Annotated in this window: 10 protein-coding genes and 1 pseudogene; all 11 read right to left on the bottom strand. The window is 51.6% G+C overall.

Annotated elements, in window-relative coordinates:
- Window positions 1-99: 99 nt before the first annotated feature.
- Complete coding sequence (gene ftsZ, locus HMPREF2872_RS09520; RefSeq protein ID WP_070633188.1) at window positions 100-1,299, bottom strand: cell division protein FtsZ; 1,200 nt, start codon at window positions 1,297-1,299, stop codon at window positions 100-102.
- 252 nt (window positions 1,300-1,551) lie between these two features.
- A complete protein-coding gene (gene ftsA, locus HMPREF2872_RS09515) occupies window positions 1,552-2,796 on the bottom strand; it encodes a cell division protein FtsA (protein WP_070633186.1) in 1,245 nt (414 codons plus the stop codon).
- A gap of 74 nt (window positions 2,797-2,870) precedes the next feature.
- On the bottom strand, window positions 2,871-3,590 hold the full coding sequence (locus HMPREF2872_RS09510; protein ID WP_070633184.1) for a cell division protein FtsQ/DivIB: 720 nt from the start codon (window positions 3,588-3,590) through the stop codon (window positions 2,871-2,873).
- Window positions 3,580-4,494: a D-alanine--D-alanine ligase gene (locus HMPREF2872_RS09505; RefSeq protein ID WP_070633181.1), complete on the bottom strand. Its 915-nt coding sequence runs from the start codon at window positions 4,492-4,494 to the stop codon at window positions 3,580-3,582. Before HMPREF2872_RS09505 ends, HMPREF2872_RS09510 begins: the two co-directional genes overlap by 11 nt.
- A gap of 88 nt (window positions 4,495-4,582) precedes the next feature.
- Window positions 4,583-5,992 (bottom strand): UDP-N-acetylmuramate--L-alanine ligase, encoded by a 1,410-nt coding sequence (gene murC / locus HMPREF2872_RS09500; protein WP_070633179.1) that lies wholly within the window; start codon window positions 5,990-5,992, stop codon window positions 4,583-4,585.
- Window positions 5,993-6,257: 265 nt separating this feature from the next.
- Window positions 6,258-7,085, bottom strand: a complete 828-nt coding sequence (locus tag HMPREF2872_RS09495) for a class I SAM-dependent methyltransferase (RefSeq protein WP_070633177.1) — start codon at window positions 7,083-7,085, stop codon at window positions 6,258-6,260.
- 135 nt (window positions 7,086-7,220) lie between these two features.
- On the bottom strand, window positions 7,221-8,288 hold the full coding sequence (gene murG, locus HMPREF2872_RS09490) for an undecaprenyldiphospho-muramoylpentapeptide beta-N-acetylglucosaminyltransferase (protein ID WP_070633175.1): 1,068 nt from the start codon (window positions 8,286-8,288) through the stop codon (window positions 7,221-7,223).
- Between the two features lie 4 nt (window positions 8,289-8,292).
- Complete coding sequence (locus HMPREF2872_RS09485; protein ID WP_070633173.1) at window positions 8,293-9,555, bottom strand: FtsW/RodA/SpoVE family cell cycle protein; 1,263 nt, start codon at window positions 9,553-9,555, stop codon at window positions 8,293-8,295.
- A 271-nt stretch (window positions 9,556-9,826) separates the two neighbouring features.
- Window positions 9,827-11,323, bottom strand: a complete 1,497-nt coding sequence (locus HMPREF2872_RS09480) for an amidase (protein ID WP_070633171.1) — start codon at window positions 11,321-11,323, stop codon at window positions 9,827-9,829.
- A gap of 243 nt (window positions 11,324-11,566) precedes the next feature.
- Window positions 11,567-12,904: a UDP-N-acetylmuramoyl-L-alanine--D-glutamate ligase gene (gene murD / locus HMPREF2872_RS09475; protein ID WP_070633169.1), complete on the bottom strand. Its 1,338-nt coding sequence runs from the start codon at window positions 12,902-12,904 to the stop codon at window positions 11,567-11,569.
- An 86-nt stretch (window positions 12,905-12,990) separates the two neighbouring features.
- A pseudogene (locus HMPREF2872_RS09470) lies at window positions 12,991-13,191 on the bottom strand (hypothetical protein); the annotation flags it as partial.

Raw genomic sequence — 13,191 nt, 5'->3', positions numbered from 1 at the left:
CTGTGGTGTAAACAACGCAACGTTTTCCTATACCTTAAGTTTATTCTGCTAATAAAAAAGACCCGCCTTTAAGGCAGGTCTTTTCATGCATGATCCTGATTATTTATCAGAAGTATGTTGCTGACGGCGCAAGATAGCCGGAATTTCAAAGTCATCCAGTACAGACTGGTTGCTGAAATCAGCCGCTGTCAGATTCATAGAACGGATATTGCGGTTGGTACGAACCAAACTTTCAGCACTGCTTTGGCTTTTAGCTTGAGGCGCTTCTTCCGCACCGCGTACCAATTGTTGGGTACGGGCAGCAGCGCGCAGTTGGTTGTCAGTACCGTTTTCTTTCAAGCCGGTAGCAATGATGGTAATACGGATAGCGTCTTCGCTCATGCTCTCGTCTTCGGCAGCACCAAATTTGCATTCCACTTCAGGGTGTGCATTTTGGTTGACAATACGCATAATCTCGTTGAACTCAGACATTTTCAGACAACCGGGAGCAGTGGTAATGTTTACCAATACACCGCGTGCGCCATCCAAAGTAACGTTATCCAAGAGTGGGCTGGAGATAGCTTGATCGGTAGCCAAACGGGCACGGTCGATACCTTGTGCAAAACCTGAACCCATCATGGCGATACCGCGATTGCTCATTACGGTTTTCACATCGGCGAAGTCCAAGTTGATCATGTCGCTAGGGCAAGTCACCACTTCGGAAATACCGGCAACCGCATCACGCAACACATTGTCTGCCGCACGGAAAGCTTCACGCATGGTCACGTCTTCGCCCAAGGCAGTCATCAATTTGTCATTCGGAATAATAATCAGGGAATCGACGCGCTCTTTGAGCTGTTCCAAACCTGCTTGAGCGATATGTACGCGTTTACCTTCATAAGCAAACGGACGGGTTACAACTGCAACGGTCAGGATACCCATTTCTTTAGCGATTTCAGCCACAACAGGAGCAGAGCCGGTACCTGTACCGCCACCCATACCGGTAGTGATGAACAGCATGTTTGCACCGCGGATGGCATCTTCGATGGCTTCGCGATCTTCTTGAGCAGCGGCGCGACCAATTTCAGGATTTGCACCGGCACCCAAACCGCGAGTTAGGTTTGTACCCAATTGAATGCGTTTAGCCGCATTGTTTTTAGCCAATGATTGCGCATCGGTATTGGCACTGATGAACTCAACACCATGAATAGTGTTGGCAACCATGTTATTAATGGCATTACAGCCACCGCCGCCCAAACCGATAACTTTAATAACAGCAGGGCTCGTTGCTGATTCTGCTACGTCGTAAACAAATTCCATTCAATAATCCTCCGCGCCCCGCTTTATAAGGACGGTTCAAAAATAACTTATTATCCGTATTATATAAGAAGTATCCAGATACTGGCAAAAATCTTCTTACCATTCGGCTGTCGGCGTTATATTTTTACTACATTTTTTAACAGAAAATATACAAGTTTTAAATTATCCACTTGACAATTATTTAAAACCGTTTAATTCCACTTAAATATTTAGGACAAACGGTTGCTACACAGTCCGCCCTGAAAACTTTTATCAGAAATTGTCTTTAACGAATTTCATTATTCTTGCCCACAGACTGATTTTTTCAGCCTGATCATGAACCACAATGGCACCTGTCACCGGCGCACCGTCTTCCTCTCCTCTTGCCGCCTGCAAAAGACCGATGGCGGTTGAATAGCGTGGATTGCGGATACGCTCAGATACGCCGCCCATTTCTTGTGGAACACCGATACGCGCCGGCAGGTTGAATACTTCTTCCGCCAACTCAACAATACCGGTCAACATAGAAGCACCACCGGTCAAAACAATACCGGAAGTTAACACTTCTTCAGGGAAACCAGAGCGGCGTAATTCGTTCAGCGTCAATTCCAAAATTTCTTCTACGCGCGGACCGATGATTTCAGCCAATACACGGCGTGAAATTTGACGCGATTGACGGTCGCCAACGCTAGGGACTTCAATCATTTCATCCAAGCCGTCCATAGTCGGAATCGCAGCGCCGTAATGGATTTTGATGTACTCAGCTGCACTGTGCGGCGTACGTAAGGCTTGTGCCAAGTCTTTGGTAATCAAATCGCCGGCAACGGGAATAACCGCGGTATGGCGGATTGCGCCATTGGTATAAACCGCGATGTCGGTTGTACCGCCACCGATATCGATGACGCACACGCCCAAATCTTTTTCGTCTTCAGTCAAAACGGCGTGACCGCTTGCCAAAGGCTGAAGCATGATTTGATCCATTTGCAGGCCGCAACGTTGGATACATTTTTGGATATTTTGCAAAGCAGTGTTCGCACCAGTAATGATGTGTACACGGGTATCCAAACGCACGCCGCTCATGCCGATGGGCTCTTTCACACCTGGCTGGTTGTCAATGATGTACTCTTGAACCACAGTATGCAAGATATTGTGATCAGGCGGAATATTGATGGCTTTGGCCGTTTCTATGGCACGATCGATGTCGGCTTGCGATACCTCGCCATCTTTAATTTTGACCACGCCTTGTGAATTCAGGCTGCGGATATGGTTACCGGCAATACCGGTGACGACGTGGGAAATTTTGGTATCTGCCATCAGCTCGGCATCTTCTACCGCCTGACGAATGGCTTGCGCAGTGGCGTCAATATTGGTCACCATACCTGCACGCAGACCGCGTGAAGGGCTTTGCCCCAAGCCAACAATGTGGATTTCGTTATCTTCCCGAATCTCACCGATTAATGCGATGACCTTGGACGTACCAATGTCTAAGGCACTGATATATTTATTTTGTTGTTCCATAATTGCTCGTTCGCTATGTTGTCTGACTGACGGTTTGATTATTTTTGAAACAAGATTGCTTCACGTCTAATCGGCTATTCACTGTCGGAAGGGTTTTCAGACGGCCGGTAACGGACTGAAAAACCATCCTTATAACGCATATCGACATACTCGATACGGCTTTGTTTTTCACGCAGCAACGATGGCCAAATCTGGGCAAACTGCTGCAAACGTTTGATTTCGTTTTCACGCCCCAAGCGCACGGTAATGCCGTTGTTCAATACAAGCAGCCATGCCGAACGCGGCGTGTAGATTAATTCTTTGATGGTCAGTTTCAACGGGCTCAAAATACCGGAAAAGTCCGCATAATGTTTGACCATGTCTTTGCCTGTCCCCTGCTGCCCTTCAAATATAGGCAGGTCCTGTTTCAGGCTTGCGGCAAACACATTACCCTTACTGTCCACCAAGCCGCCAGCGCGCCAGTGTGCAACCGGCACACGCTCGGTCAGGATAATTTCCACGGTTTCCGGAAAACGGCGGCGTACCATTGCCGAGTCAATCCAAGGCAATTCCTGAAAAGCGGCCTGCGCCGAATCAATATCGGCGCGGAACATATTACCCCTGATATGCTCTCGTGCAACGGTTTGCAATTCTTTGCTGGAAGCATATTTCAGCTTGCCCTGAATGGCAATCTGTTTCACAGGAAAATATTTGGAATTGTAAAGCCAAGCTATGCCCGAACCTATCAGCAGAAAGGTCATCAGCACCAATAGCCGGCGGGTCAATCGACCCAGTGCGCCTGCATCATCCCACATGAGCGGTCTTCAAAATCTCAATACACAAATCAGCAAAATCTACGCCGGTATGGGCTGCAGATTTTGGCACCAAACTATGGCTGGTCATACCAGGCAAGGTATTGATTTCCAAGAGATACAGTTTACCGTCTGTATCTTTCAGAAAGTCCACGCGCGAACAGCCGTCCGCACCAATCGCCTGCGCGCCACGCACGGCCAGTTCGCGCATCAGGTTTTCCTCCGCCTCGCTCAAATCTTCCGACGGGCATTGATAAACCGTATCGTCGCGGTTATATTTGGCTTCGTAGTCGTAAAACTCGGTAGCCGGAATAATATGAATGCTCGGCAGGCCTTTGCCGTTCAATACCGGGCAAGAATACTCACCGCCGCCGATAAAGCGTTCGGCAATGATTTCGCCCTGCAAGTGTTTCAATTCTTCGTAAACGCTTTTCAGACGGCCTTTTTCTTTTACTTTTACCACGCCGACGCTGCTGCCTTCAGCTGCAGGTTTGACAAACATCGGCAAGCCCAATTTCTCTTCAACAGCATCAAAGTCGCTGTCATCATGCAATACGGCAAATTCAGGAATAGGCAAACCCAAGGCCTGCCAAATTAGTTTGCAGCGGTATTTATCCATACCCAGCGCAGAAGCGGCCACGCCGCTGCCGGTGTAAGGAATACCCATCAGATCCAACGCGCCTTGAATCGCGCCATCTTCGCCGAAAGTGCCGTGCAGAATATTGAAGGCCGTCTGAAAACCTTGTGTTTTCAATTCAGACAACGGGGTTTCTTTGGGGTCGAACGCATGGGCATCGACGCCTTTGCTTTTCAAGGCAGCCAAAATAGCGGCGCCGCTGTCCAACGAAACTTCGCGCTCGCTGGAGAAGCCACCCATCAACACGGCCACTTTGCCAAAATTCTGCATAATTTCTACTTTCTTAAATACCGATACAGGCCGTCTGAAATATTGTTCAGACGACCTATTTGTCCTCAAAGGCAAATATGCCTGTTTATTATGATTGTTTCGACAATTCCACCAATGCAGACGGAACGCGGTTGATATTGCCGGCACCCATATTCAACACAACATCGCCGTCCTGCAAAACATTCAGCAGCATTTGCGGCAAATCGGCGACGTTTTCGCAGTAAATCGGCTCGAGTTTGCCCAATACGCGGATGGCACGGGCAAGGGCGCGGGAATCGGCTGCGGCAATCGGCTCTTCGCCTGCGGCATAAACTTCGGTCAACACCAGCGCATCAACGGTATTGAGGACTTTGGTAAAGTCTTCAAACAAATCGCGTGTACGGGTATAACGGTGCGGTTGGAAAGCCAATACCAAGCGTTTTTCAGGGTATGCACCGCGCGCAGCGGAAAGGGTTGCCGCCATTTCGACAGGATGGTGGCCATAATCGTCCACCAGCAAAGCAGTTCCGCCGTTTGGCAATTTGATGTCGCCATATTTTTGGAAGCGGCGGCCGACACCTTCAAAGCCAAGCAAGCCTTTTTGGATCGCTTCAACCGATGCGCCAACTTCCAGCGCAACTCCGATAGCCGCCAACGCATTGAGGACGTTGTGGCGGCCGGGCATATTCAAAACAACTTCAAACGGCTCTTGCTCATGTCCTTTCATTTGGACATGAACGGTAAATTTCATTTGCGCGCCGATGTTTTCAATATCGGTTGCGTAGATATCAGCAGTATCGTCCAAGCCGTAAGTAGCATAAGGCTTGCTCACTTTGGGCAAAATCGCGCGGACGTGTTCGCTGTCGATACACAAAAACGCTTTGCCGTAGAACGGCATACGGTGGATAAAATCAACAAACGCCTGGTGCAGTTTTTCGACGCTGTGTCCGTAGGTGTCCATGTGGTCTTCGTCGATATTGGTGACGACGGACATAATCGGGGTCAGATGCAGGAAGGACGCATCGGACTCGTCGGCCTCAGCGACGATGTATTCGCCTTTACCCAAACGGGCGTTGGTACCTGCGGCATTGAGTTTGCCACCGATAACGAAAGTCGGATCAAGACCTGCCGCACCGAGAATAGAAGCGGTCAGGCTGGTGGTTGTGGTTTTACCGTGCGTACCGGCAATGGCGATACCATCGCGGAAGCGCATCAATTCTGCCAACATCAGCGCGCGGGGAATGACGGGGATTTGCTGCTCCAGCGCGGCAACGACTTCGGGATTGTCTTTTTTGACGGCAGTAGAGGTAACGACGACATCCGCACCATTGACGTGTTCGGCAGTATGGCCTGGGTAAACTTGGATGCCGAGAGCGCTCAAATGCTCAGTAACGGCATTTCGCGCCTGATCCGAACCGGAAACTTTAAAGCCCAAATTGTGTAAGACTTCGGCGATACCGCTCATGCCGACGCCGCCGATACCGACAAAATGGATGTTGGTGACTCGATTTTTCATCATAATGTTGCGTTCCGGTGGATTTTCGATGCGTAAAGGCGTTATTTTAAAGGGCTATCCGCTTCTGCGCCATAGTTTTCTTGTAAATTAAAGATGTTTCGGCATACAGGATTTCACATTGGTTGCAATATGGGTAAAAAAGGGGCGGCACTTGGCGGTGAATCTTTGCTATTTTGCCTATTTTTAAACTTGATTTCAGCTACCAAAACACCAGCAAAAACAAAATATAAGGTCGTCTGAAAACCGTTTTCAGACGACCTCGTGCTTATCAACTGGATGGCACTTGTATCCTCATCAAGCGCATATCCAGTTTGCGCCGTCCCCACGCGGTCGCATACAAAAGGCGCAAAAGCCACGGATAACGCGGTTTGCAGACGCTGCTCAAACCGGCTTCTTCAATAATTTCCACACCCGGCATCAGCCGCAGAATGTCGTCCACTCCGCTTATCGCCCAGCGGAACTCGGGCGGTTTGTCCATTTTACCGAGCGCGTCGTGGTGTTTGCTTTGTCCGATGTAGGCTTTGGGGATAGTGTCAAAAGCAAGTTGGGCATTCGGCAGACGGCGAGCAACCTGTTTGAAAAAATCCTGCACTTGCGTTTCTTCGAAATACATCAACACGCCTTCGATCACGAGCAACACGGGTTTGCCGTGCGCTGCGACGGTGTTCATCCACGCTTCGTCAAACATGGACGCGCCCAGATAATGATTGCCCGATTCAGGCAGCAGCATGCGCCGCACTTCAATCACTTCGGGTAAATCCAAATCATACCAAGCGGTAATGCGCGGCTTGCCCAAGCGTTCGTAACGCGCATCCAGCCCCGCGCCGATTTGCACGACGACGGCATCGGGATGTTCGGCGATAAAGTGCCGGGTCATATCGTCCAACAGCTTCGCCCGCCCGCAACAGCCGACCTGCGATGCTTTGACTTTGGCAAACTTGCTGAAGTCGTAGTCAATCTTGTCCAACATCCGCACGGCTTCGTCATCGCGCAAAAGCGGCTGCGCCCTACCCTGCTCTACTGCCTTCGCCCACAGGGGGATCAGCATGGTACTGGACAGGGCGGAAATGGTTTCGGGAGAGATTTTTGCAGACATGGCAGCCTCCAATGAGAGAGATTCCTATTTACATCATACTCCCGCACAATAAGGCTGCCAAGCTACAAAAAGGTCGTCTGAAACCTGTTTTTTTGGTTTTCAGACGACCTCTGTTTCGTTCATTACATCATGTCATCATGCCGTACACGCGATGGCGGCTTCCGCCACATCGTCCGCACTGTGCGGCAACGCCAATGTGCGGGCGTTTTCCGCCCATTTCAGGCATTTTTCACGGTTTAATCCGCCGAGGATTTCGGCCAGTTTTTCTGCCGTCAGTTGAGTTTGCGGCAGCAGCAAACCAGCTTCGGCCTGCACCATAAAGCGCGCATTAGCTGTTTGATGGTCGTCTACCGCGTGCGGATACGGCACCAGCAATGCACCCAAACCTGCAACCGTCAGCTCGGCAATCGTCAGCGCGCCGGCACGGCAAATCACCAAATCGGCATCACGGTAGGCAGATACCATATCGGTAATAAATTCGACGCACTCGGCCTGCACACCCAACGCATCGTAATCCGCCTGCAGGTTGCCCAATTTATTGCGGCCGGACTGATGATACATTTGCGGACGGGCCGCCTCAGGCAATAATGCCAAAGCTTGCGGAACGGTTTTGTTCAACACATCCGCACCCAAACTGCCGCCCACCACCAAAACTTTCAGACGGCCCTGACGGTTTTCAAAGCGTTCTTCAGGAACAGGCAATGCCGCAATATCGGCACGAACAGGGTTGCCCACCAATCCGCCTTCATGCTGGAAGGCTTTCGGGAAAGCGTACAGGACACGGTTTGCCCAACGCGACAGTTGGCGGTTGGACAAACCGGCTACGGCGTTTTGCTCATGAATCACAATCGGCACACCGGAAATTTTTGCCGCCAAGCCGCCGGGGAAAGTAACGAAACCGCCAAAACCGATAACACACTCGACACGGTGTTTCTTAATAATCTGCTGCGCCGCGCGGACGGTTTTATACAGCGTAAACGGCAACATCAGCTTACGCTTGATGCCGTTGCCGCGGATACCTTTAATCGCCAGCGTTTCCAAGCGTATGCCGTATTGCGGCACGATACGCTCTTCCATCGAATCCTGACTGCCCAGCCAAATCACATGATGGCCGCGCTTTTGCAGCGACTCGGCAACCGCCAATGCAGGGAAAATATGACCGCCCGTACCGCCGGCCATCAGCATAAAAGTTTTACCGCTCATGGTTTTACTCCACCGAATAACCGCGCATTTTTTGGCGGTTTTCATAATCAATGCGCAATAACAAAGTAACGCACACCAGCATGATAAAGACAGCCGAACCGCCGTAAGACATAAACGGCAAAGTCAGGCCTTTAGTGGGCAGGATACCGATGTTTACACCGATATTGAAGAAACTTTGAATACCAATCCAAATGCCAATGCCGTTGGCGATGTACGCGCTGAACATCAAGCCCGAATCACGTGCCTGTTTGCCGATGGAAAACGCACGCCACACCAGCCAGCCGTAGCAGAACACCAAAACCAGCATCCCAACAAAGCCAAATTCTTCACCGATGACGGCAAAAATAAAATCCGTATGCGCTTCGGGCAGATAGAAACGTTTTTCCAAACTCGCACCCAAGCCCTCGCCAAACCAGCCGCCACGCGCAATCGCCATCAAGGAATGCGTCAGCTGATAGCCTTTACCCAACGGATCGCTCCAAGGGTCCAAAAACGCCGCCACACGCGCCATACGGTAAGGCGCGGCCAAAATCAGCAAGCCCATACCGCTCACAACAGTCGCCACCAATACGGCAAAATATTTCCATGGAAAGCCTGCCAAAAACAGCATACCCATGGTGATCACGACAATTACGACAAACGAGCCAAAGTCCGGCTGACCCATAATCAAAACCAAACCGACCGCCACCAACATAATCGGCAGAATCAAGGTCTTAAACTTGCGGAAACGTTCCTTTACCCTTACCCGAGCTTCACTTTTAAAAGGGCTGCACACCAAATCGCCAATACCGGTAAACAAAGACGACCAACCCAAAGAATCCAAATCGCGCAACATTTCTTCACGGCGCGTAAACAGGCTGGACAAATACAAGACCGTCGCCAATTTGAAAAATTCGGTCGGTTGCAGGTTGAGCGGCCCGATATGAATCCAGCGCGTCGCGCCGTTAATCTCGCGGCCGACAAACAACACCAACAACAACAGCAAACCCGAAACAGCAAAATAAAACGGAATAATCCGCCGCCAGAAGCTCATCTTCAGCAGGAAAAGCGGCAAGCATATGGCCACCGTAAACAGGATAAACATTGCCTGCTTAGACACAAAAGAAAACTGGCTACCCCCTTCCGATGCCGCATACGCAATAGAAGCCGAATAAATCATAATCAGGCTGAAGACCGTCATTAAGACGACCATCCACAAGAGAGAAACATCAAACTTCCGACCATCGCGCGCAATCGGCCGGTCAAGCATTTTGGAAAGACTAATCATGAAAACATCCGTAACGGCTTGAATAAAATATTCAGACGGCCTGCAAATGGGCAAGAGGCCGTCTGAAAAAATGAATTAACGTTATTTTAAAGGTTTATTTCCAAACCAACAATTCAGATTCTTTAAAGATGTCGGATTCCGACGTTCTTTGCGCCCTCTCCTACCCTTTGATACCGGCAAAAGGCCGTCTGAAAACGCTTTTATGTTTTCAGACGGCCTTGTATAAATCTTTTTTTCAGGGAAATAGGCTACTTTTTATCCAATGCAAACCCTAAACCACCTGCGGTATTTCCGCCCACGGCTGTATCTGTTCCAACTGCGCGGCGAGGCTAAGCAGCGTGTCTTCGCGTCCGTGAGCGGCGGCAAACTGAGTACCGACGGGCAGCCCGTTATGCCGGTAAAGCGGCACGCTCATGGCGGGGTTGCCGCTCATGTTCAGCGGCGACGTATAACCGACGTATTGCAGCGCGGCGGCGGCTTCTTTTTCTAAAAACGGGTTGTTTTTCAACAGAAAACCCAAGCGCAGCGTGCCGAACAGCAGGCGCATGGCTTTTTGTGCGGCGGGTGGCGGCATCATCTCGCCGATTTTCGGCGTGGTGCGCGGGCAGACGGGCGTCATCAACACGTCGTAGCGTGTGAAAAATGCTTTGGCGGCACGTTCCTGCGCCAGCATCACGTCGCGCGCCCATGCCATTTCGCCCGCGCTGATTTGCCGTCCCTGCACAATCATTGCCCACGTTGTCGGCTCAAGCAGTCGGTGCGGCAGCTTTTGTCCGGTTTCGTATTGATATTGGTAGAACAGTTTTGCCGTTTCGCCCATGACGATGATGCGGGCGGCTCGGTTTAATTGTTCGGGCGGCGCAAAATCGGGCGTGGCTTCTTCCAATTCGTGTCCCGCGTCTTGCATCAGTTTCAAACTATGGGCGAATGCGGCTTCCGTGCCTTCGTCGTTGCCGCCGCCAAACCATGCCTGTTTCCAAAAAGCTATTTTCAGACGACCTATTTCTAGTTTCATGCTGTCTGCAAAACCGTTTTCGGGCGGCGGCGGGCAGGCATACAGGGCGCGGGCTTGGGTTTGGGCGGCGATGTCCAGCAAAACCGCGCTGTCGCGCACGCTGCGGGTCAACACATGGTCGCATACCAAACCTTGCCATGCCTCCGATGCGTTCGGCGCGTAACTGCTGCGGCCGCGCGTGGGTTTCAGCCCGAACACGCCGCAGTTATGCGCGGGTAAGCGGATGGAGCCGCCGCCGTCGTTGCCGTGCGCTGCGGGTACGACGCCCGAAGCCACTGCCGCTGCCGCGCCTCCGCTGCTGCCGCCTGCGGTGTAATCCAAATGCCACGGATTGCGCGTGATGCCGTAAATTTCGGTTTCGGTAACGGGATATGCGCCCCATTCGGGCGTGGTGGTTTTGCCGAACACGCGCAGCCCCGCATCGAGATAGGCTTGGGTCAAATCGCTGTTTTGCTTGGCAATGTAATGCTGCATCATGCGCGAACCCGACCATGTCGGCGCGCCTTCCCAATCCGCCAGCAGGTCTTTGAGCAAAAACGGTACGCCCGCCAGCGGCGTATCGGCATTTTCAGACGACCCCTGCCACGCCGCCGCGCGTTCGCGCAAATCATGCGCCAACAGATTGAGCTTGGGATTGACTTCGTCCAAGCGGTTTAAAGCAGCCTGCAACACTTCATCGGTGGAGACTTCTTTTTTGCGGATCAGCTCTGCCAAACCGACGGCATCGTAACGGATGTAGTCTTGAAAATTCATGGGTTTTCCTTTCGGATTGATAAACACACGTTTTGTCGGTCAGGCATAGCTGCCCGCCGCCTCGCTGTTTGCCCGCATAGGCAAATTTTAAGAAACAGTAACACCGGATAAAGGCAAGGAACAAGTTTACCGTTGCTGCAAAAAGGTCGTCTGAAACTGCCTTAACGTTTTCAGACGACCTTTGAGACAATGACACACAAGGTTTACGGTAAAACCAACCCTCTTTTCATGTTTCAGACGGCCTCACAAAGCCTTAAACGCCTCGATAAATACTTCCGAACGGTGCGCATAGCCTTTGAACATATCGAAGCTCGCACAGGCGGGGCTGAGCAGCACGATATCGCCTGCTTCGGCTTGGGCGTATGCCGTCTGAACCGCTTCTTCCAAAGTGGCGCAGTCGGTCATATTCAAACCGCAGCCGTCCAAATCTCGGCGGATTTGCGGCGCATCGACGCCGATCAGGAACACGCCTTTTGCCTTACCGGCAAGCGCGTCGCGCAGGGGCGTGAAGTCCTGCCCTTTGCCCATTCCGCCCAAAATGACGAATAGCGGATTTTGCAAACCGGCAATCGCGGCGGCAGTCGCACCGACGTTCGTGCCTTTGCTGTCGTCGATGAACACCACGCCGTTTTTCTCGCCGATTTTTTCCACGCGGTGCGGCAGGCCTTGGAAGGTTTTGACGTGTTCGAGCAATGCTTCGCGCGGCAAACCGATGGCTTCGCACAAGGCGACGGCAGCCATGACGTTGGCGGCGTTGTGCAAGCCTTGCAGCGGGATGTCTTGCGTAGAAATCAAATCTTCATTGCCTTGTTTCAAGCGGCCTGTCTCGCGTTCTAACCAAAAATCGGCTTCGTGTTCCAACGAAAACCATTTCACCTCGCGCCCGGCGCGCTTCATCGCACGACAGAACGCATCATCCGCATTCAAAACCTGCACGCCACCGCCACGGAAAATCTTATCCTTGGTATGCGCATAGTCGAGCAAGTCGTCGTAGCGGTCGAGATGGTCTTCGGAAATGTTCAGCACCGTCGCCGCAGTCGGGCGCAGACTTTCAGTGTTTTCCAGTTGGAAGCTGGAAAGCTCCAACACCCACACGTCCGCTTTTTTGCCTTCGCGCTGCAATTCCGCCTCCAAAACCGGCGTACCGATATTGCCCGCGATAACGGTATCTAGCCCGCACTTGATGCAGAGATAGCCGACCAAGCTCGTTACCGTGGTTTTGCCGTTGCTGCCGGTAATCGCAATCACCTTGTCGCCGCGGCGGTTCACAACATCCGCCAGCAATTCGATGTCGCCCAACACACGTCCACCGTTTTGCTTGAACGCCTCGATATCCGGCTGCCGCTCGCTGATGCCGGGACTAAGCGCCAGAATATCGAAACCGTTGTCCAACGCATCTTTCAGGCGACCCGTGTAAAACACCAGCCCGTCAAACATCTTACCGATTTGCGACACGCGCTCCGGTTTCAGCTCCGCATCATACGCAGCCACCTCCGCGCCGTTTTTGCGCAGGTAGGCAATCATAGAAATACCCGTGCCGCCTAGTCCGGCGACGAGGATTTTTTTGTTTTGGAAAGTCATTTTGGTTTTGCCCTAAAACAAATCATATTGAGCAGGGGGGATGTCCGCTCCTGCTCAAGCCACTTTCAGACGGCATCGCGAGCTGTTCAATAACCCAGCTTCAAACGGCGGTAATTGTTGCAGCCAATTTGGTCTCTGTTGTCGCAAGCCTTACCGTACCATTCTTGGGCAAGGGCGAGGTCTTGGTGCACACCACGTCCAGACTCATAGGCTATACCCAACAAGACTTGGGCTTGGACATCCCCTTGTTCTGCCGCCTTGCGATACCACTGCACTGCCTGTGCATC

The sequence above is a fragment of the Neisseria sp. HMSC069H12 genome (assembly GCF_001812735.1).
GTDB lineage: Bacteria > Pseudomonadota > Gammaproteobacteria > Burkholderiales > Neisseriaceae > Neisseria > Neisseria subflava.
Note: the sequence above shows the minus strand (reverse complement) of the source record. Positions and strands in the feature narration are given on the sequence as shown.

Coding starts and splice junctions, on each gene's coding strand:
- HMPREF2872_RS09485 (WP_070633173.1), bottom strand. CDS start 9,555: ATGATTAGTCTTTCCAAAATGCTTGACCGGCCGATTGCGCGCGATGGT.
- ftsZ (WP_070633188.1), bottom strand. CDS start 1,299: ATGGAATTTGTTTACGACGTAGCAGAATCAGCAACGAGCCCTGCTGTT.
- murG (WP_070633175.1), bottom strand. CDS start 8,288: ATGAGCGGTAAAACTTTTATGCTGATGGCCGGCGGTACGGGCGGTCAT.
- HMPREF2872_RS09495 (WP_070633177.1), bottom strand. CDS start 7,085: ATGTCTGCAAAAATCTCTCCCGAAACCATTTCCGCCCTGTCCAGTACC.
- HMPREF2872_RS09480 (WP_070633171.1), bottom strand. CDS start 11,323: ATGAATTTTCAAGACTACATCCGTTACGATGCCGTCGGTTTGGCAGAG.
- HMPREF2872_RS09505 (WP_070633181.1), bottom strand. CDS start 4,494: ATGCAGAATTTTGGCAAAGTGGCCGTGTTGATGGGTGGCTTCTCCAGC.
- murC (WP_070633179.1), bottom strand. CDS start 5,992: ATGATGAAAAATCGAGTCACCAACATCCATTTTGTCGGTATCGGCGGC.
- ftsA (WP_070633186.1), bottom strand. CDS start 2,796: ATGGAACAACAAAATAAATATATCAGTGCCTTAGACATTGGTACGTCC.
- HMPREF2872_RS09510 (WP_070633184.1), bottom strand. CDS start 3,590: ATGTGGGATGATGCAGGCGCACTGGGTCGATTGACCCGCCGGCTATTG.
- murD (WP_070633169.1), bottom strand. CDS start 12,904: ATGACTTTCCAAAACAAAAAAATCCTCGTCGCCGGACTAGGCGGCACG.